This is a genomic window from Streptomyces anulatus, assembly GCF_000721175.1.
In the GTDB taxonomy this organism is placed as follows: Bacteria; Actinomycetota; Actinomycetes; order Streptomycetales; family Streptomycetaceae; genus Streptomyces; species Streptomyces anulatus_C.
The window spans coordinates 1-18502 of the sequence record NZ_JOEZ01000015.1 but is presented as its reverse complement, the minus strand read 5'-3'; the positions used below and the strand labels follow the sequence as shown (position 1 = coordinate 18502).

The following is an 18502-nucleotide window of genomic DNA, read 5'->3' as shown; positions in this document are numbered from 1 at the left end:
GCCGGTGAAGCCGGTCTCGACGCCCGTGACATGACGGTCGCGTACGACCGCACCGACGTCGTGCACGGGGCCGACCTCGTGCTCCCACGCGGTCGCGTCACGGCGCTCATCGGGCCGAACGGCAGCGGGAAGTCCACCCTGTTGCGGGCCGTGGCCCGGCTGCACGAGGCCCGTACCGGCACCCGTGACCGTGGCGGCCGGGGCCGGGGACGCCGGGCCCGTCGACGCCCTCGCCCTGTCGCGCTCCGACTTCGCCCGCCGCGTCACCCTGCTCGCGCAGAGCCGGACCGCACCGGCCGGGCTCAGCGTGCGCGACGTGGATCAGCTCGTCCTCCAGGTCGGCGTGGCGGGTGAGGAAGCCCAGCGTCTCCAGGTCGTCGGGGGCGCGGGCGGTGCCGAAGCCGGTCCGCTCCAGGCCCTGGCGGAAGAACCGTTGCTCCGCCGCGTCGCACGGACCGGCGGGCCGGACGTCAAGGCCGTCGGGTCCCAGCAGGCGCAGGAAGCGGGTGATGCTGGTGGTGCCCCCGAGCGGTACGACCACCACGCCTTCGGCGGTCAGGGTGCGCCCCTGGCGTTCGGCCAGGGCCTCGACCGCCGCCCGGTCGCTGACGCCCTCGACGAGCACCACGGTGTGCAGGCCCAGGCCGGCCGCGAGGTCGCGGGCGGCCCCGGCCTCGGCGGGCGCCGGTGTGGCCCGGGCGCCCGCGGCCCAGGCGATGACCGTCTGCCGGAAGCGCGTCGCTGTGTCCACGGAGCCGGTCTCGCACCGTGACCGGCAGGGCCGGCAGGGGTTCTCGCGGACGTGGACGAGGGGGCACGTACGTCAGCGGGACGCGGGCGGCTTCCGCGTCAGGTACAGGCCGACGCCCAGGGCCAGTGCCAGCACACAGCCGGAGAAGGTCAGTCCGGCGTTCCTGAGTCCGATGCCCACGGTGAGGGCGCCGACGCCGACGACGGGCAGGGAGATGCCCAGGTAGGCGATGACGAAGAAGGCGGACACGGTCGCGGCCCGGTGCTCGGGCGGCGCCGCAGCGCTGATCGCCGCCACCGCGCCGCGGAACGCCAGCCCCTGGCCGAGGCCGCCGCAGAGCGCACCGGCCACGAGCAGCGGCAGTGCGGCGAACAGCAACGACGCGCCCACCAGCACGAGTCCGCCGACCAGGACGAAACAGCCGCCCGGCAGGGCCAGGCGCTCGCCGACCCGCCCCATGAGCGCCTGCCCGGCCGTCGAGGCGAGGAAGACGGAGAAGACGACGAGTCCGGTCAGCGCCAGGTTGTGGACGTCGAGCGTCTCGGCCACGAACGCGGGGGCGACCGCGGTGAAAAGACCCAGCAGGGAAAACCCGGCGAAGGCGGCCAGCGCCGAGGCGGCGAACACGCCGCGCATTTCGGGCGGGACGGCGAGCCCTTGCGGCCGCAGCCGGAAACCGCGGACGCGGAAGGTGACCGTCTCGGGCAGCAGGCAGGTCAAGGCGGCGGCGACGGCGATCAGTGCCAGGTGCACGACGAAGGGGAGCCGCAGGGGCCAGGGGGCGTATTCGGCGAGCAGTCCCGACAGGAGCGGGCCGCACCCCAGGCCGCCCATGTTCGCGGCGGTCGCGGCCAGCCCGGCCCTGGCCGCGCGCCCCGGCGGGGCCAGCTCCATCACCGTGACCGTCGCCGCGCCGCTCAGCAGTCCGGCGGCGAACCCGGAGAGGAGACGGCCGGCGAACAGGGCGGGCAGCGCGCCCTCGAAGATGAAGCAGAGGGCGCTGGCCGACGAGAAGCCCAGGGCGGCCAGGAGGACGGGCCGCCGCCCCGCCTCGTCGGAGACGTTCCCGGCGAGCAGCAGGGTGGCGATCACGCCGAGGGCGTAGACGGCGAACACCACCGTCACCATCAGCTCGGAGAAGCCGAGCTCTTCCCGGTAGAGGCGGTAGAGGGGTGTGGGCAGCGTGGTGCCCGCCATGCCGATGGCGAAGACGGCCGCGGCGGCCGGGTAGCCGAGTCGCCTCTTCGGGCGGGTGGGTCCGGTCGCCCGGCTCATGCGGCGGAGGCGTCGTCCGGCTGGGCGGCGGGCGTGATGTGGGTGAGCACGCACAGCCAGCGGCCGTCGCGCCGCAGGAAGACGTCCGTGACCCATTCGTCGGCGTCGAAGCGGCGGCCGTCGTAGTGGGCCGTGTTCGTGATCCGTGCGGTGGTCGTGGCGCTGTCCCCGTGGACACGGACCCTCGGCGTGCTGATGGCGCACATCGCCGAGTGGGTCAGGTCGCCGGACTCGACGTAGCCGAGGAACGTGGCCCGGTCCGTGATGCCGGACTCGGAGACGATGACCCACTCGTCCGCCATGAAGGCCCCGATCCGCGTCACGTCGTTCGAGACGATCGCGGCGGACCACTCCTCCACCAGGGCGGCGAGCCGGGCCTGTGGCACAGGGTCCTGGCCGTCCTCGGCACCGTTCGGCGGCGGCCCGGAGCCGGCTCCGCTGTCTTCCATTTTTTGAGCGTAGCCGTGGGGCACGGGGGCCGCAGTTCATGGGCGGCCGGGCGGCCGGCCAGGAGCCGAACGCGCGGCGCACCGGTGCTGCGGTCCGGGTGCGCCCACCGTTCGCGGAGCACCTGACTTCGAGGCGAAGCGGTGCGTCACCTGCCGATGGAACCGTCGGCCTGCTCGCGGAGGATGTCGGCGTGGCCCGCATGGCGAGCCGTCTCTTCGATCATGTGCACCAGCACCCACCGCATCGATCGCACGGCGCCCGCTTCACCTGCCGCCCGAGCACAGGGCCGGCCCAAGTCGTCACAGCGCTCGATGATCTCGCCGGACCGTTCGACGGCACCGCGATAGGCAGCGAGGAGACTCTCCGCGCTGTGCACCCGCCGCGGCCCAGCACGACGGGGAAGGGCGCGCCGAGGTCGTCCATGCCAATCTGCGTCCGCTGCGCCGCACAGGCAGGGCCGCGAGGCGATGGTCCCCGGCAAGGGGGCCGAACGGTCCACACCGGCGCACCACGGCGGGCTTGCGGCCCGCCCGCGTGCCATCATGGAAGCACCCATAACCGGCGAGAACCGCAGGCGTGCGGCAGGCGGAACCGTGAACGGACCCGGCATCGACTACGAGGCCGTCTTCCAGGCCCTTCCCGCCGGCGTGGCGCTGCTGACGCCGGACCTGGTGTACGTGGACGTCAACGGGGCGTTCTTGTCGCTGTCCGGGCGGACCCGCAGTCAGCTCATCGGCCGCTTCCTGTTCGACGTCTTCCCCGACAACCCCGGCGACGCCGCCGCGTCCGGCATGCGTAACCTGTACGCCTCGCTACGCCGGGTAGCGGCGAGCGGGGAGCCCGACACGATGGCCTTGCAACGCTACGACGTGGAAGACCCCGACCGGCCCGGAGTGTGGCAGGAGCGGTACTGGAGTCCGGTCAACGTCCCCGTCCTCGCCCCCGACGGCAGCGTGGCCCTGCTGCTGCACCGGGTCGAAGAAGTCACCGAACTCATCCGCGCCCGGGGCGGCCGGCCGGAGGGGGACCGCGCGCGGGTCCTGGAAGCCGATCTCTACACCCGCGCCCGCGAACTGCAGGAGGTCAACGAACGCCTCCGCAAGGCCCACGCCCGCGAACGCGAGGTCGCCATCCACCTGCAGGAGGCGATGCTGCCCGCGCCCCGGTCGCTCGGCCATCACCGCGCCGCCGTACGCTACCGGCCCGCCATGGGCGCGCTGAACGTGTGCGGCGACTGGTACGACCTCGTCGACCTGCCCGGCAGCGGCCGGAGCGCTGTCGCGGTCGGCGATGTGGTCGGCCACGGCCTGCGCGCCGCCGGTGTCATGGGCCAGCTCCGCAGCGCCCTGTCCGCGGCCTCCCGCGTCGCAACCGGCCCCGCCCAGGCCCTGGACGTCCTCGGCCTGTACGCCCGCTCCGTCGAAGGCGCCGAGTCCACCACCGCCGCATCCGTCTTCATCGACTGGAACACCCGCACCCTCACCTACAGCAGCGCCGGCCACCTCCCGCCCGCCCTGTGTCACCCCGACGGCACCGTCACCTTCCTCGACCAGGCCACCGACCCGCCGCTCGGCGCCCGCCCCGAACACCTCCCCCGCCCCCAGGCCCAGACCGCGTTCACCGACGACTGCGTCCTCCTCCTCTACACCGACGGGCTCGTCGAACGCCGCCACGAGGACATCGACACCGGCCTCGCACGCCTCGCCGACTCCCTGACCCGGCACCGCCGCACCACCGACCCCGACACACTCGGCGACGCACTCCTGGCCGACCTGATCCCCCCAGCCGGCCTCACCGACGACACCGCCCTGATCGTCATGCGGCTGTGACCCCGGCAGGCACACGCGCGACCAGCGACGCCCTCCCTCGCGCCGCTCCTGCAGGCCGCCTCGGTCCGGGCCCTGTCGCCCATGCTGGGCAGCCAGGTCACGGCCGGACCGCTCCATGCCCCCAGGGCGTGTTTCGAAGGTCCCGCCTGCTCACCGCACCCGCTGCCCTCGTGGCCCTCGATGCCGCCGGGGCCACGCCGCGGGCCCAGGGCGCGGCCGGCCGGAACGGTGGCGCCTGTCCGGAATGCGGTGGGGGCCGTGCCCGGTGACCGTACGGCCGTGCCGACGCTCCTGCGCGGAGCGGTGAGCGCGAAAGACTGCGGCAACAGGGCCTCCTGGTGATCGGTCCGGTTCGCACCCCCGAACTACCAAGAGGCCCTGCTGTCATGCGGCGGCCCTCGCACGATCACCCGATCAGGAACCCTGTTCGACCAGACCAGCCCCGTCACTGATAGGCGGATGGCGTCTCAGACGCGGTCCCGCCGCGAACTCGAAGCTGAGAGGTCTCTCTTTGTCGACTGCCCACAATTCGCTGGATCAGCGTGGACGCGGATTCGATCGTTGCCCATCACGCGCGACGCGACAGACGCCACGCCCCTGCTCCATGCACGGGACCTCCTTGCGGGCGGAGCCTGAGCCGACTCACTCCAGGCGCGACGACATGGCGCGGACCGCCAACAGGTAGCTGACCATTCGTCAGCGAAGTCAGCATCGCGTCAGCACTCGTTCCGCCGGACGTCTCACCACACCCTGCTCCACATGGGACTCGAACCCAAGATCCGCAGCGCATGCCAAGGGCCAAGTGAGCAGCTGCGAGTCGCCCAGAAACGGAACCCGTCCGAAGCCAGCCAGCCTGAGGTCAGTTCGGGCGATAACCCCAGCTCAACGCACCCTCCCTCGCGCCTTCAGCGGCATCGAAGGCAGCTCCGGGGCCGGAAGCGGAGGACCGTCGTAGCCCTTCACCTCACCGAACCGGGCGCCGTTCATCCAGTCCTCACGGGCCTGGGCGATCTCCTCGTGGGACCGTCCGATCCAGTTCCAGAACATCACGAGCTCCTCCTCGAACGGCTCGCCGCCCAGGAGCATCAGTCCGGCGTCGGAGACGGCACGCAGCGGCAGTTCGGTGCGGCCACAGCCGAGGTAGAGCATCGAGCCGGGCAGTACGGGGACGCCGTCGACCTCGGCCTCGCCGGACATGGACAGGACCGCGTACTCGAAGTCGGGGTCCAGGGGCAGGCGGGCCTCAGCGCCCCCGGTCAGGGTCACGTCGGCGCCGACGATCGGGGTGTACGCGGTGCCCGGCGAGGCCGTCCCGTCCAGTTCGCCCAGGATGACGGTGGCGGCGAGGCCGGGGGCGGTGACGACGGGCAGGTCCGTGTGATGCTGGAAGTGCGGCTCCACCTTGCGGTGCGCTTCCGGGAGCGCCACCCAGAGCTGCGCTCCGTGCAGCAGCCGGGCGTGTTCCTTCGGGCTCTCCTCGGAGTGGCTGATGGCGCGGCCCGAGGTCATCAGGCCCAGCTCACGGGGGCGTACCGTCTGCAGGCTGCCGAGGCTGTCCCGGTGGAGGACCTCCCCGTCGTGGAGCCAGCTGACGGTCTGGAGGCCCATGTGGGGATGCGGCGGGACCTGCATTCCGGGCTCGTCGGCGATGTCATCGGGTCCGTAGTGATCCACGAAGGCCCAGGCGCCCACCATGCGCCGGCCGAGATTGGGCAGCAGACGGCGGACCTCGGTGCCCTCGCCGAGCTGAACGCGGCGGGGGGCGAGAAGCTCACGGACGGGCTCGGCGACGACGAAGCCGCGCCCTCCGCAGACGGAGGGAGTGGCCTGGCTATCGAGATTGCTCATGGCGCTCAACCTATTCCCGCGAGGGCGCGGAGCAGCGGGTCCCACGCCAGAATTTTAGTGGAATGCTCAACCATTGCGGGTTGTTGTGATGGCTGAACGTACGGCGGGGCGGTCCGGAGGCGGGCCGCACCATACGAAGGAGGACACGTGAGCGAGACCGAGACCTACTACGAGTTCGGCACCGCCGCCGACCGGTGGGACCGGGCGCAGATGTTCTTCGAGGCCAAGGAGTACCTGACGGCCGCGCGGATCCTGGGCGGACTCGTCGAGGAGGTACCCGAGCAGGTCGCGCCGCGGCTGCTGCTGGCCCGCTCCTACTACCACTCCGCCCGGCTGGGCAAGGCGGAGGAGGAGCTGCGGGTCATTCTGGAGCTCGACCCGGTGGAGAGCTACGCGCGCCTCATGCTGGGCCGGACGCTGGAGCGCCAGGGGCGGATCGCCGACGCGACGCCGCACCTGCGGATGGCCGCCGCCCTCACGGGTGACTTCGGCCCCGGAGCCTCGCACTCCTGAAGCGCCGCACCACCTGCCGGGCCCGCACCCTTCGGCGCGGCCCGGTCTCCTTCACCCGCCGATACGGGCATCGGACAATGGGATCTCCAGGATGAAGAGGTTGGAGGATGCACGGATCCAGGAGTGCCGCATCACGCCGGGCGCGATCGGCCGCGCTCATCCGGCTGGTGGTGGCGGCCTCGGCCGGCTCTCCGGGGTTTCGGTGACGGGGGTCCGGTGGGACTCCAGCGCCGCCACGGGAGGTGTGCGCATCGCCGGTGAGTTCATCAGCCGGTAGAGGTGCGGTTGTCGAGGGCGAAGGCGACGTGGCTGTCCCAACCCCGGCGCAGGACCTCCACGGCGTCCGTCGTCTCACCGCGCTCCCTCTCCGTCACCAGGTACTGCTCGAAGCCGTGGTCGACGACCGCCGACAGCAGCCCTTCCTTGTCACCGAAGTGGGGGTGGAGGGCCGGAGCGCCCACCTTCACCATCAAGCGGCACGGCGACGCTTTGACGATGCCGCCGTCGGCCCGCAGCACCTGCCCGTTGCCCCAGCGGACCGGCGAGAGGGGCGACCACCTCGGCCATGTCCTGCGGGGTCCCCAGCCGCTCCAGCGGCGGCTGGGGACCGGCCGTCCGCGCGATGGTCTCCTCGTCCTTTCCGTCCAGGAACAGGGCGGCGGCCCGTTGCGTGCGGTCCGCTCAGTTCACCGCACTCGCGGTACGGGGCGTCGTGGCACGCACGGCGGGCGTCAGGAGCCGTTCGGTGAGATGGCCGAAGACGAGGCCGAAGACACTCCACAGCGTCGCCTGGACCGCGAGCGTCGAGAGCCGGAACTCCCACAGCAGACCGGCCGGGAAGTCCTTGCCCACCTCGTCGAAGGAGGGCAGGAAGGCGTAGGCGAGGCCGGTCAGCAGGACGAAGCCGGCGACGGCCGCGATGGTCGCGTTCCAGTTGCCCAGGCGAGGAGCGAGCCGGCGGCCGATGATGACGGTGGCGACGGCCATGAGCACGCTGAGGGCTACCATCAGGAAGAACAGGGCGGTGCGCTTGCCGATGGTGTCGGGATCGCCGACGGCGGGCGGGTTCGCCGGGTACTTCAGGAACGGCACGACATAGACCGTGAGCAGGGCGGCGCCCGCGATCAGCGCCGCCGTGGCCCGGGGGCCGAAGTCGCCGATGCGGCCCAGCGCGTAGCAGAACACCAGGGCGGCGATCCCGCCCACGGCGACGCCGAAGACCAGGACGCCGGTGGCGAGTCCGCCGGTCGCCTGCAGGGTGCGGCTGACCAACTCCTCGCCGCCGCCGTGGTCGTGACTGTGGGTCTCTTCGAGGGCGATGGCCGCGTCGACCTGGGACTCACCGAGGAAGTAGGCGACGGCGAGCGCGAGCGCGCCCGCGATCAGGCCCGCGAGCATGCCGCGCACGAGCAGAGCTCTGACAGATATGGAGTTCACGATGGTTTCCTGATTTCTCTGGCTTCCCTTGTCCGCTGATTCCCTGGTTCCGCAGGTGACTCAGTGGCAGGGGAAGCCGAGCAGGTGACGGCCGTCGTGAACCCACTCGTGGACGCCTTCGCCCGAGATGAGCGCGGTGGCGCCCTGTTCGGCGCCGACGAAGTACAGCAGTACGAGCATGAGAATGCCGAAGAAGACCGCCCACGGGGCAATGGCCTTCGCCGAGATCGGAGTGATCACGGATGTCCCGGATGCGGGAACGGCGGACTGTGCCATGGCAGTACCTCCTGTGGGAACACGCGTCCCTGTCGTGGTGCCTGAGACGAAGGTGCCGGGTCTGACTTCCCCGCACGGATGCGGGGACACAGTGGCGCGACCGTGCCGGATTCTCACCGGACTTCCGTCACACCCTCGTCATGGTCGACGTGACCATACCGCCTGTACGCGGGCACCGCCATGGTGCAATCTGCGGAGCCGCTGAGCACGGATCCCCTGGGGCGACAGGGCTTTGGGGCCCATGGTGAAGGAAGCAGGAACATGACAGTACGGGTGATGCTGATCCCACCGGCGATGAACGCGGCGCTGCGGGAGGCCCGCTTCGACGGCGACGCTCCGCTGGACCGGTCCGGCCGGGAGCGCGCGCGGGCGGCGGCCGGCGCGGTGCCGGGAGCCGTGCTCGCACTGAGCGGACCCTCCGAGCGGTGCCGCGAGACCACCGCGGCGCTCGGCCTGGCGGCACGGGCCGAACCGGCCCTGGCCGGCTGGAACCTGGCGCGCTGGGCCGGCCGCCGCCTCGACGATGTGGCCGCCGCTGAGCCCGAGCGGGTGACCGCCTGGCTCGGCGACCCCTCGGCGGCTCCGCACGGCGGCGAGTCGCTGCACGACCTGATCGGAAGGGTCGGCGGGTGGCTGGACTCCCTCGGCGGACCGGACGCACCCGGCACGAGCTTCCTGGCGGTGGCCGAGGCCGCCGTCGTCCGGGCGGCGGTCGTCCATGGCCTACGGCTGCCGGCCGAGGCGTTCTGGCGGCTGGACGTCGCCCCGCTGACGCTGACCGAACTCAGTGGGCGGTCGGGCCGGTGGAACGTGGGACTGGGTCGCCCCCTGACCGCTCCCCCGGCCGGCTGAGCGGCACGATGCGCCGCTTGCCCGGGCAGGTGACGGTCACACCCGTCGCTCCCCCGGCCCTCCGAACGTCACAGCGCTTCTCTGTCCCGCCAGTCGGGCCGGACCAGCACGGCCGTGGCGACGATTCCGTCCTCGACCCGCCACAGCCCGTGCAGCGTCGTCGGCAGCGCCGGGTCGGTGAGCAGCAGACGGGCGGTGAACGCGCCATCGGCGGTGGTACGGCCCCGAAGACCGTCACCGCCGTCCGGGCTGTCCGGGCTGTCCGGGCTGTCCGGGCTGTCCAGATCGTTCGTCCAATGGAACGTCAGGTCGGCCTGGATGAAGTCGAGTTCGATGCCGGTGACCGGATACCAGGTCTTGAATACGCTCTCCTTGGCGCTGAACAGCACCCGGTCCCAGTGGATGGCGTCCGTGCCTTCCGGCAGGGGCGGACCGATCCGCTCGCGTTCGGCGGGCAGCGTCACCAACTCCCGTACACCGGTGGGGAGCGGGGCGTGCGGCTCGGCGTCGATGCCCAGCGACAGGACGTCCTCCGCACGGGCCAGCGCAGCCGCCCGGTACCCGGCGCAGTGGGTGAGGCTGCCGACGATTCCCTCGGGCCACAGCGGTCTTCCGCGGTGTCCGTGGAGCACCGCCACAGGCGGCAGGCCGAGTCCGGCCATGGCCCGCCGGGCGCAGGCGCGGGCCGTCGCGAAATCGTTCCTGCGTTTGGCCACGCTCTTGGCGATCAGCGCCTCCTCCTCCGGGAAGAGGGTTCCGTCCGGGACGCTCTCGGCGCGGGTGGCCGCGCAGGAGACGTCGGCGGGGAGCAGCCGCCCGATCACGAGGTGCCTCCGGGGGTGCGCCGCTGCGCGGTCGGTTCGGCGTCGGTCCGGGCCGGTGGGGCGGGTTCGCCCTCGTACGGGAGGATCTGCCGCAGCAGGCCTCGCGGGTGCCCCCTCTCGCGCCACTCCCTGGGGTAGCCGATGGAGACCTCCTCGAAGCGCACCCCGTCGTACCAGGTCGTACGGGGGATGTGGAGGTGGCCGTAGACCACGGCGGTGACGTTGAAGCGGCGGTGCCAGTCGGCGGTCAGTTCGGTGCCGCACCACTGGGCGAACTCCGGGTACCACATCACCGACGTGGGTTCCCGGACGAGCGGCCAGTGCCCGGCGAGGACGAGGGGTATCCCGGGGTCGTGCTCCGCGAGCCGGCGTCCGGTCGTGGCGACCCGGGCGCGGCACCAGTCGTCCCGGGTCGGATAGGGGTCCGGGTGCAGGAGGTATTCGTCGTTGCAGACGATGCCGGACTCGTGCGCCACGGCGAGCGACTCCTCCTTCGTGTGCGTTCCAGGGGCGCGGAAGGTGTAGTCGTACAGGAGGAAGAGCGGCGCGATCGCCACCGGTCCGTCCGGGCCCGGCCAGAGCGGGAAGGGGTCTTCCGGGGTCGTCACCCCGAGGTCCCGGCACAGCTCGACGAGGTGGTCGTAGCGTGCCTGGCCGCGCAGTTGGACCGGGTCCTTGTTCAGGGTCCACAGCTCGTGGTTGCCGGGGGTCCAGATCACGTGGGCGAAGCGTTCCGCGAGGAGTCCGAGCGCCCACCGGATGTCGTCGGGCTGCTCCGCGACGTCGCCCGCGACGATCAGCCAGTCCGCGTCGGACGTCGGGTGCAGGGACTCCACGAGGGGCCGGTTGTCGGTCACCGCCGCGTGCAGGTCGCTCACGGCCAGCAGACGGCCCGCGCCCTGCTGTCGGTGCCCGTCGCCGGGGGCGGGCACGGCGGCGGGGGCACCGTGCGGTGCGGGGTCGCTCGGAGGGGTCATGGGCGCTGGTTCCCGATCTGTCGGCAGTGGTCCGGCTCCGTCCGCACGGTGGGGAGCCGCTGGGAACGTAGCCTCTCACGCTCCCCTCGCGGTTCCTCGGGGGTTTCGGACGGCGGGCCCGTCGGCCGGGCGTGTGCCGTCAGCCGGCCTCCTCACGGCGGGAGTTCGTTCACCGCACCGAGTGCGTCGCCGACGGTCGTGTAGTCGAGGGCGATGAAGTTGCGGGTTGGCGGTCGGTTCGGCACTCACCCGCCCAGCCTATGCGGAATATCAGCTTTTATGCATGAATGGTGACATTCAGGAGCTGAGGAGCCCGCCGTGCACTCCGTACACCTGGCCGTGCTGATGACGAGTCACGACCGCCGCGCGCGGACGCTGTCCGCGCTGCGCGCCCTTGAGGAGCAGCGCGGGCTCCCCACCGGGGCGACGGTCGGCGTGCACCTCGTGGACGCCGGCAGCACCGACGGTACGCCGGAGGCGGTCCGGCTGCGGCATCCGGCGGTGGAGGTCATGTCGGTGGGCGCGGACGTCCCCCGCAACCAGGCGCTGCGCATCGCGAGCCGGAACAGCCGCAGCGGCGGCGGGGGCGGCGGCCCGCTCGGCGTGGCACCGGGCGGTCCGAGTCATCCGTGGACGCATCAGCTGTGGCTCGACGACGGGGTCGAACTCTTCCCGGACGCCCTGGTGACGCTGTTGCGCACGGCGGAAGCGGCCGGGTCCGCCGCGGTCGTCGTCGGCGCGGTGCGGAACGCGTACGGGGACACGGTGTACTCCGGGCGGCGGGGCAGGTCCCTGGCGCTCGTCGAACCCGGCGAGCACCGGCCCGAGCCCTGCGACACGTACGACGGTCGGGTGGTCCTGTTCTCCCGTGCCGTGTACGACCTCGTCGGGGACCCCGACAAGGTCTTCCGGCACCGGATGGGCGACTACGACCACGGCTGCCGCGCGCGGCGGGCCGGCGTGAGCGCGTTCGTCGCCCCGGGGCACGCCGGCGAGTGCGTGGGCGGACCGGCCGGTCCCGCCTCCCGGGAGCCGGGGATCGGCGTCCGGGAGGCGCTGCGGCGGGTGACCTCCGTGCGGGAGCTGCCGCCCCGCCAGTGGTGGGTGTACTGCCTGCGGCACACCTGGCCGTGGGCGCCGTATCTGATGGTCGCCCCGTACGCGCGCACCGCGGCCCGCGCCACACTCGGGCGGCTGCGGAGGTGAGCAGGGGCCGGGCGGCGTCAGCTTCGCTCGGCGGCGACCGCGGCTTCGGCCGCGGGGCGACCGGTGGGCGGTGGCGGCACCGTGGGGCGCCCCGCCGCGGTCCTGGCGGTGCCGCCGGACGCGCCCTTCCCGGGAGCGGAGCCCGTACCGCCCGGTGCGGATTCGGGGGCCGTACCGCCCTGTGCGGATGCGGCCGTGGGGATCGCGGTGCCGGTGGCGTGCGCCGTCGTACGCCGGAGGGCGGTACGGGGCGGGGCCGTGCGGGACGGTACGTACACCGGGATCCTCAGCAGGGCGGACACGGCGGCCGCCGTCCCGGCCAGCGGCAGGAGGAGGAGCGCGGGGTGCAGCAGCTCCGCGTACACCAGCGTCCCGGTCGTCACGGACACGCCCGCCCAGAGGGCCGGCAGGATCGCCGTGCCCGGCACGGTGACGCGGAGCCGGCGCAGGCGGTGCGCGATGTGGTCGTCCGTGTCGCGCAGCAGGGAACGCGCGGCGCGGCGGCGGGAGATCAGGACCAGGGCGGTGTCGGCGAGGGCCACCGTCGCCATGGCCGGCAGCGCCGCCCACGCGGCGCGGCCAGGCGGGGCGGCCACGTGGATCAGCGCGCCGGACGCCGCCAGCGCGAATCCGGTGAACTGGGCGCCGGACGCGCCGAGCCGAAGGCGGGCGGGATGCCAGTTGTGGAGCAGGAAACCGGCGAGGCCCGCCGCCAGGGTGGCCGGAAGCAGGGCGAGGGCGGTGCTGCCGTCGACGGCGGCGCAGGCGAGCAGCCCGGCGGCGGTGACCACGCCGACGGCGGTCAACAGCCCGTCGGTGTGGTCGAGCAGGGCGAACGCGTTGGTGACGAGGACGATCCAGAGCACGGCCAGGACGCCCGCCGCCGGTGACAGTCCGGCGAGGCAGACGACGAGGACCGCGGCGGCCGTCTGCACGGCGAGGCGGAGGCCTCCCCACAGGGGCTTCAGGTCATGGACGAGACCAAGGGCGGCCACGGTCCCGGCCCCGGCGAGCAGCCCCGCGACGGAGCCCGCCGAGTCGTCCGCCGCGCCGAGCCACAGGGCCCCGCCGGCCGCCGCGCCGACGCCGAGCACGGCTGCCGGGCCGCCGGTCCCGCGCAGCGCCCTGACCCGTGGCGCACGCCCGGCCGGTTCGTCCGGGACGTGGGGGCGGAACGCCGCGCGGCGGGCACCCTTGGCGAGTGCGACCGTGATGAACAGCGCGGCCACACCGGAGGCGATGATCCCCAGCACGTTCACCTGCCCTGCCTTTCCTCGTTCATGACCCGCGGCGCGGGACGCCGGGCGGCCGGTGGAACGGCGGCAGCCCGGTCCCGGCCGGCGGTGGGTCGGGGGACACAGGACGCCACCCGGGTGGCGTTTCTCCCCAACCTACGGGCCGATGTCCCCATTCGCCCCAAATAACACGAAAAGGGCTGCATATTGTTCTGTTGCCCGGACCCGGGAGGTCCCAAGCCGAACGGCCCGAGTCACTCAAAGCGTCCTGCTGCGGACCGCGTTGACAGCCGGTGTGGGTGGACGAGCCGTCAGCCCGGGACATGCCGGTCGGCGTTGCGCTCGGCCGCCGCGTGCCACCAGCGAGGTGGAGGAGGGCGGCCGGCGATCGCTGCGGTGGACTGATCGGGGTGCAGGCCCAGGACACGCAACGCGTCGGCGCCGACCCGGACGGCGTACCAGCCGCGCCGGCGCCCGTCCGCGCCGACGCCGCAGGCGAGATCGACGCGGATCAGCTCCCCGGCGAAGGGCATCCAGTCGATCCCGCGGTCACGCAGTCAAGCGCGGAGGGCTGCTGGGGGGCGTGGGCAGCCCGGCAGGCTCTCGCACGACACGACGGTCACCCATTCGGCGGCGGACGTGGATGCCGCCGGAGATCTACGACCTGCCGCAACACGGCACGCTCAACATCCACGACTCGCTGCTGCCCGCCTACGCGGGTTTCTCGCCGCTGATCTGGGCGCTCATCAACGGCGAGCCGGAAGTGGGCGTCACAGCCCACCTGATGGACGAGGAGCTGGACGCCGGCGACATCGTCGTCCAGCGGGCGGTGACGGTCGGACCGACGGACACCGCAACCGACCTGTTCCACCGGACGGTCGACCTGATCGCGCCTGTCACGATCGAGGCTCTCGGCCTGATCGCCTCCGGGCAGACCGAGTTCACCCGCCAGGACCGGTCGAAGGCCAGCTTCTTCCACAAGCGCGCCGAAGAGGACATCCGCATCAACGCCCGTCGAAACTCCGGTGGCCATCGCCCAGTGGGAGCGGCTGCGCGAGGTCTGCCTGAACCTCGGGCAAACCGTCGACACGATCCAGCGCCACGTCGGACGGGTACAACGTGGTCCTGCCGCAGAACGCGACGGAGCTGGCCGGGCAGTTGCGCGAGCGCGGCTTCAACCCGGTCGGTGTGGACCTCTCGGAAGTCCTCAAGGCGGGCGGCAGCGTGAAGTGCTGCACCCTGGAGCTGCGCCGGAACGCCTGAACGGACGGCCTCCCCGCGAGAATCACGTGAGGAGGCCGCCGGGGCGTCGCTACCGTGGGCGCATGACCACCGAGACCCGGACCTTCCCTCCCCGACCCCTGCACGCCGTCAAGGCCGTGTACGCCCGTCAGGCAGGCTGTCCGTCCTCCTTCGCCCTGGCGGTGGCGGACTTCGAGCCCTGGGTGGAGGGGGTGCAGTTCGAGACGGCGGACACGAGTACGGTGCCGGGCTGGTCGGCCGCCGAGGTGGCCGAGCTGCACGAGGCCTTCGGCGCCGGCGTACGCGAGGAGCTGGCGGCCCTGGATCCCGGCACCACGGTGGCCGTCGCGGTCGTCCTGCGGTCCATCAAGGTGCACGAGGTGGACACCCATCCCCGCGCGTTCCGCCAGGCGGGGCGCCAAACCGTCCGGAACGCGTTGGCGGAGGCGTACGGCCCACCACCGACCCCCTGGCCGAGGCTGCCCTGAAGCCGGGGCCCCGGCCCCGCCGACCGACCGCACACGCCCGCGACCGCCCGCCACTGCCTCCATGGCCACCCGAGCGACCACCGGGGAAAGCTGGGCTGCACGTCGCCCATCAGGGCCGGCAGGTCGCGCCCCGGACCGCTCGCCGGGAACAGGGCCGTCAGCGCGCCCGTGGCCGGCGACCTCCGACCACCACCGGCGGAAGGAGGCAGGAGACGTCCTGGTTCCTTCCGCAGCAGCTCCAGTCGCCGCCTTCGGCGTCACCTCCGGACAGGCTCTGTCCGGAGTCGTGGGCCCGCTCATCGAAGTGCCGTTGCTGATCGGACTCGTGCACGTCGCGCTCGCCTGGCGACGCACGTTCGCGCTCGATGCGGTGATGACGGCCCCGTGACGGCGGCCCCGTGACGCGGCGCGACCGGCCGGCGATCCCGTACGCGAGGCAGCGCGGGTGAACCGGCCGTCACGTGATGGCGGGGCTCCGGCGCTCGACGAGAACGACGTCGCGCCACACGCCGTGCTGACGTCCGATCCGCTCCCGGACGCCGATGACCCGGAAACCGGCCCGCTCGTGAACGGTGAGGCTGGCGGCGTTCTCCGGGAAGATCCCTGACTGGATGGTCCAGATCCCGGCCCGCTCGGTGGAGTCGACCAGCGCCTTCAGCAGGGCGGAAGCGATCCCGCGGCCGCGCGCGGTGGGGTCGACGTAGACGGAGTGCTCGACGACACCCGCGTACGCGCACCGGTCCGAGACCCTGCTCGCCGCCACCCAGCCCAGCACCGCACCGTCCCCGCCGAGGGCGACGAAGCGGTGGCCGGGCAGCTTCGTGGCGTCGAAGCCCTCCCAGTCGGGCGGGCCGGTCTCGAAGGTGGCGTCGCCCTCGTCGATACCCGCCTGGTAGATCGCCAGCACCTGCTCGGCGTGGACCGACGTCAGCGGCACGACCACGACGCTCGACACCCCACTCACCGCTCCCACCCCGCTCACCCGCTCATCGCCGCCCGCCCCGTCCCGTCGTCCTGGCGGTCAGGCGGCCGCGCGCAGCGTCAGCAGCCGGCCCATCCCGGCGAGCACCGAAGGTTCGACCCGGTAGTAGACCCAGGTGCCGCGCCGCTCGGACGTCAGGAGGCCGGCCTCCTTCAACTTCTTCAAGTGGTGGGACACGGTGGGCTGGGAGACGCCGACATCGGAGATGTCGCACACGCAAGCCTCGCCACCCTCGTGCGAGGCCACGGCGGAGAACAGCCGCAGGCGCACCGGGTCGCCGAGAGCCTTGAACATCCGGGCGGCCCTCTGCGCCTCGTCGGCGGTCATCGGGCGCTCGGTCAGTGGCGGGCAGCACGGCACCACGCCCTGGCCGTCGGCGGGCTCGATCAGCGGCAGCACCTTCGCATTCGGCATGCGTCTATGTTGACACATGTCGAACCAGGGCGGCCAGGGGTCAGCCGGTCCGTGGGAGGCGACCCACCCCACAGCCTTGTACCTCGTAGGGGTACAAGGCTCGATGGGATCAGCGGGGCGAACGGCTCACAGCCGCCTTTCGGAGGCCGAAGACAGCGGCTCCGAGGACGAGAACCGCGGCGCCGGAGATCACGGCGCTGAGGGGCAGGGCGAAGGCGAGGACCACGCAGCCGGTCAGGCCGATGACGGGGACGAGGCGGTTCGGTCGCCCTTCGCCGGGAGTGAGGGTCAAGGCGGAGGCGTTGGCGACGGCGTAGTACGCCAGCACACCGAAGGAGGAGAACCCGATCGCTCCGCGTACGTCGGTGGTCGCGGCGAGCACGGCGACGAGAGCGCCGACGGCGAGTTCGGCGCGGTGCGGGACACCGAAGCGGGGGTGGACGGCGGCCAGGGCGTGCGGCAGGTGATGGTCGCGGGCCATGGCCAGGGTGGTGCGGGAGACGCCGAGGATCAGCGCGAGCAGGGAACCGAGGGCGGCGACGGCGGCGCCCACGCGGACGACGGGGACGAGCCACCCGGCCCCCGAGGCGCGTGCGGCGTCCGTCAGCGGTGCGGTCGCGTCCGCCAGGCCGCCCGGGCCCAGTACCGCCAGGGCGGCGCCGGCGACGAGGGCGTAGACGGCGAGGGTGATGCCGAGCGCGATCGGGATGGCGCGCGGAATGGTACGGGCGGGATCGCGGACCTCCTCGCCGAGGGTGGCGATGCGGGCGTACCCGGCGAAGGCGAAGAACAGCAGACCCGCGGACCGGATGACCCCTCCGGCGTCGGCGTCCGAGCCGATACGCACCCGCCCCGCCTCCGCACCGGACGAGGTCAGGGCGGCGATGGTCACGGCGGCGAGCACGGCCAGGACCACCGCGACGATGACCCGGGTGAGCCGCGCGGACTTCTGCACCCCGGCGTAGTTCACCGCGGTCAGCGCCACCACGGCGGCCACCGCCACCGCGCGTTCCTGACCGGGCCACAGGTATGCGCCGACCGTGAGAGCCATGGCCGCGCAGGAGGCGGTCTTGCCCACGACGAACGCCCAGCCGGCCACGTAGCCCCAGAAGTCGCCCAGTCGTTCGCGGCCGTAGACATAGGTGCCGCCGGACCGGGGATAGCGGGCGGCCAGCCTCGCCGAGGACGTAGCGTTGCAGTAGGCCACGACCGCGGCCAGGGCCAGGGCGAGCAGCAGTCCCGAGCCGGCGGCCTCCGCCGCCGGGCCCAGCGCCACGAAGATCCCGGCCCCGATCATCGATCCCAGGCCGATCACCACCGCGTCGAGCACGCCCAGGCGGCGCCGCATCCCGCCCGCACCCTCCGCGACCCCCACCGTGTTCACGCGCACTCCCTCTCGTCCCGCACCACGATCCCAGCGCACCATAGCCGAGCCGGATGCCGGGCCGGGGTCGCGCACCGGCGGTCCAGTTCGATCCCGCTCAACGCCCTTGACCACTCGTCGTCACCGTCGAATGATCAGGAGCTCGACGGCAGGTCGAGCACTACCGTGCCGCGCCGGGTCGCCGCGACGAGCACGCCGTCCGGGGCAGTGGGGCCGACGGTTGTCCGGCTCTCCGGGAGCAGGGGTGCCGGTGCCGGGAGAGCCGCCGTCGGGACGGCCACGACAATCGCCGACGGCGGCTGTCCCGGCACTCGGCTCGTCATGCCCCACAGCCGGTGCAGGGGCTTGAGTCCCTACCTCGCAACGTCTCCAGCAGCCGCCGCAGAGCACACACCGTGGATGACTTCTCCGAGCCAGGCCCTTAGAGCTCGTAACACGATCTTGTTGCAACGGCCTGGTAGGCCGTGACCAGTGCGATGATTCGGCCGTTCGTGAGGTGTGGGTAGTCAACCGTGGATC

General features: G+C 72.7%; 19 protein-coding genes, 7 pseudogenes and 1 riboswitch. Of the genes and pseudogenes, 10 read left to right on the top strand and 16 right to left on the bottom strand.

The features are described from left to right. Positions 1–30: 30 nt before the first annotated feature. A pseudogene (locus IG90_RS45910) lies at positions 31–162 on the top strand (ATP-binding cassette domain-containing protein); the annotation flags it as partial. Here the strand turns inward: IG90_RS45910 and IG90_RS0117350 are convergent. The 4 genes from IG90_RS0117350 to IG90_RS47100 all read right to left on the bottom strand — a co-directional run bounded on the left by IG90_RS0117350 (position 107) and on the right by IG90_RS47100 (position 3017). After that, positions 107–751 (bottom strand): ATP-dependent endonuclease, encoded by a 645-nt coding sequence (locus IG90_RS0117350; RefSeq protein WP_233435997.1) that lies wholly within the window; start codon positions 749–751, stop codon positions 107–109. The pseudogene IG90_RS45910 and the gene IG90_RS0117350 sit on opposite strands and share 56 nt — an antisense overlap. A gap of 72 nt (positions 752–823) precedes the next feature. Continuing rightward, the gene (locus IG90_RS0117345) at positions 824–2026 is read right to left on the bottom strand and encodes an MFS transporter (RefSeq protein WP_030584759.1); all 1203 of its coding nucleotides are present in this window, start codon (positions 2024–2026) and stop codon (positions 824–826) included. Beyond that, positions 2023–2475 carry a nuclear transport factor 2 family protein gene (locus IG90_RS0117340; protein ID WP_030584756.1) on the bottom strand — a complete coding sequence of 151 codons (453 nt, stop codon included), beginning with the start codon at positions 2473–2475 and terminating at the stop codon, positions 2023–2025. Before IG90_RS0117340 ends, IG90_RS0117345 begins: the two co-directional genes overlap by 4 nt. Positions 2476–2621: 146 nt before the next feature. Further along, entirely contained in the window at positions 2622–3017 is a 396-nt protein-coding gene (locus IG90_RS47100; RefSeq protein ID WP_411572629.1) for a mycothiol transferase, read from the bottom strand. Positions 3018–3069: 52 nt separating this feature from the next. Between IG90_RS47100 and IG90_RS0117330 the strand changes: the two genes are divergently transcribed. Continuing rightward, positions 3070–4305 (top strand): PP2C family protein-serine/threonine phosphatase, encoded by a 1236-nt coding sequence (locus tag IG90_RS0117330; RefSeq protein WP_030584753.1) that lies wholly within the window; start codon positions 3070–3072, stop codon positions 4303–4305. A gap of 882 nt (positions 4306–5187) precedes the next feature. Here IG90_RS0117330 and IG90_RS0117325 read toward each other — a convergent pair. Then, positions 5188–6153 carry a pirin family protein gene (locus IG90_RS0117325; protein ID WP_030584750.1) on the bottom strand — a complete coding sequence of 322 codons (966 nt, stop codon included), beginning with the start codon at positions 6151–6153 and terminating at the stop codon, positions 5188–5190. A gap of 147 nt (positions 6154–6300) precedes the next feature. Between IG90_RS0117325 and IG90_RS0117320 the strand changes: the two genes are divergently transcribed. After that, the gene (locus IG90_RS0117320; protein WP_030584747.1) at positions 6301–6666 is read left to right on the top strand and encodes a tetratricopeptide repeat protein; all 366 of its coding nucleotides are present in this window, start codon (positions 6301–6303) and stop codon (positions 6664–6666) included. Between the two features lie 213 nt (positions 6667–6879). Here the strand turns inward: IG90_RS0117320 and IG90_RS39500 are convergent. The 4 genes and pseudogenes from IG90_RS39500 to IG90_RS0117305 all read right to left on the bottom strand — a co-directional run. After that, positions 6880–7136, bottom strand: a pseudogene (locus tag IG90_RS39500) (TetR/AcrR family transcriptional regulator); the annotation flags it as partial. Between the two features lie 21 nt (positions 7137–7157). Continuing rightward, positions 7158–7329, bottom strand: a pseudogene (locus tag IG90_RS45905) (3-ketoacyl-ACP reductase); the annotation flags it as partial. Between the two features lie 18 nt (positions 7330–7347). Beyond that, positions 7348–8103: a CbtA family protein gene (locus IG90_RS0117310; RefSeq protein WP_030584745.1), complete on the bottom strand. Its 756-nt coding sequence runs from the start codon at positions 8101–8103 to the stop codon at positions 7348–7350. 60 nt (positions 8104–8163) lie between these two features. Further along, positions 8164–8379 (bottom strand): CbtB domain-containing protein, encoded by a 216-nt coding sequence (locus tag IG90_RS0117305; RefSeq protein ID WP_030584742.1) that lies wholly within the window; start codon positions 8377–8379, stop codon positions 8164–8166. A 15-nt stretch (positions 8380–8394) separates the two neighbouring features. Continuing rightward, positions 8395–8532, bottom strand: a riboswitch (adenosylcobalamin (AdoCbl) riboswitch). A gap of 108 nt (positions 8533–8640) precedes the next feature. Here IG90_RS0117305 and IG90_RS0117300 point away from each other — a divergent pair. After that, positions 8641–9231, top strand: coding sequence for a histidine phosphatase family protein (locus tag IG90_RS0117300; RefSeq protein WP_030584738.1), 591 nt, complete (start codon positions 8641–8643; stop codon positions 9229–9231). 68 nt (positions 9232–9299) lie between these two features. Here the strand turns inward: IG90_RS0117300 and IG90_RS0117295 are convergent, their stop codons facing one another. Next, positions 9300–10055 carry a 4'-phosphopantetheinyl transferase family protein gene (locus IG90_RS0117295; RefSeq protein ID WP_030584734.1) on the bottom strand — a complete coding sequence of 252 codons (756 nt, stop codon included), beginning with the start codon at positions 10053–10055 and terminating at the stop codon, positions 9300–9302. Continuing rightward, positions 10052–11032: a metallophosphoesterase family protein gene (locus IG90_RS0117290; protein ID WP_030584731.1), complete on the bottom strand. Its 981-nt coding sequence runs from the start codon at positions 11030–11032 to the stop codon at positions 10052–10054. Before IG90_RS0117290 ends, IG90_RS0117295 begins: the two co-directional genes overlap by 4 nt. A 318-nt stretch (positions 11033–11350) precedes the next feature. Between IG90_RS0117290 and IG90_RS0117280 the strand changes: the two genes are divergently transcribed. Continuing rightward, positions 11351–12238 (top strand): glycosyltransferase family 2 protein, encoded by an 888-nt coding sequence (locus IG90_RS0117280; RefSeq protein ID WP_030584728.1) that lies wholly within the window; start codon positions 11351–11353, stop codon positions 12236–12238. Positions 12239–12255: 17 nt separating this feature from the next. Here IG90_RS0117280 and IG90_RS0117275 read toward each other — a convergent pair whose 3' ends face one another. Together IG90_RS0117275 and IG90_RS0117270 are read right to left on the bottom strand one after the other, a co-directional pair. After that, positions 12256–13497, bottom strand: a complete 1242-nt coding sequence (locus IG90_RS0117275; protein ID WP_030584725.1) for an MraY family glycosyltransferase — start codon at positions 13495–13497, stop codon at positions 12256–12258. A 287-nt stretch (positions 13498–13784) separates the two neighbouring features. Then, on the bottom strand, positions 13785–14006 hold the full coding sequence (locus tag IG90_RS0117270; RefSeq protein ID WP_030584722.1) for a hypothetical protein: 222 nt from the start codon (positions 14004–14006) through the stop codon (positions 13785–13787). A gap of 101 nt (positions 14007–14107) precedes the next feature. Here IG90_RS0117270 and IG90_RS42040 point away from each other — a divergent pair. The 4 genes and pseudogenes from IG90_RS42040 to IG90_RS42030 form a co-directional block, all read left to right on the top strand. Further along, a pseudogene (locus tag IG90_RS42040) lies at positions 14108–14482 on the top strand (methionyl-tRNA formyltransferase); the annotation flags it as partial. A gap of 86 nt (positions 14483–14568) precedes the next feature. Then, positions 14569–14736: pseudogene (locus IG90_RS45900) on the top strand (amidinotransferase); the annotation flags it as partial. Positions 14737–14798: 62 nt separating this feature from the next. Continuing rightward, positions 14799–15203, top strand: coding sequence for a hypothetical protein (locus IG90_RS0117255; RefSeq protein ID WP_030584717.1), 405 nt, complete (start codon positions 14799–14801; stop codon positions 15201–15203). Positions 15204–15444: 241 nt separating this feature from the next. Continuing rightward, positions 15445–15591 (top strand): annotated as a pseudogene (locus tag IG90_RS42030) (ACR3 family arsenite efflux transporter); the annotation flags it as partial. Positions 15592–15660: 69 nt separating this feature from the next. Here the strand turns inward: IG90_RS42030 and IG90_RS0117245 are convergent. The 3 genes from IG90_RS0117245 to IG90_RS0117235 form a co-directional block, all read right to left on the bottom strand. After that, positions 15661–16167: a GNAT family N-acetyltransferase gene (locus IG90_RS0117245; RefSeq protein ID WP_030584714.1), complete on the bottom strand. Its 507-nt coding sequence runs from the start codon at positions 16165–16167 to the stop codon at positions 15661–15663. A gap of 57 nt (positions 16168–16224) precedes the next feature. After that, a complete protein-coding gene (locus tag IG90_RS0117240) occupies positions 16225–16599 on the bottom strand; it encodes an ArsR/SmtB family transcription factor (protein ID WP_030584711.1) in 375 nt (124 codons plus the stop codon). A gap of 109 nt (positions 16600–16708) precedes the next feature. Then, positions 16709–17947 (bottom strand): APC family permease, encoded by a 1239-nt coding sequence (locus IG90_RS0117235; RefSeq protein WP_051860120.1) that lies wholly within the window; start codon positions 17945–17947, stop codon positions 16709–16711. Positions 17948–18241: 294 nt separating this feature from the next. Between IG90_RS0117235 and IG90_RS43560 the strand changes: the two are divergent. Beyond that, a pseudogene (locus IG90_RS43560) lies at positions 18242–18328 on the top strand (IS5/IS1182 family transposase); the annotation flags it as partial. Between the last annotated feature and the right edge of the window lie 174 nt (positions 18329–18502).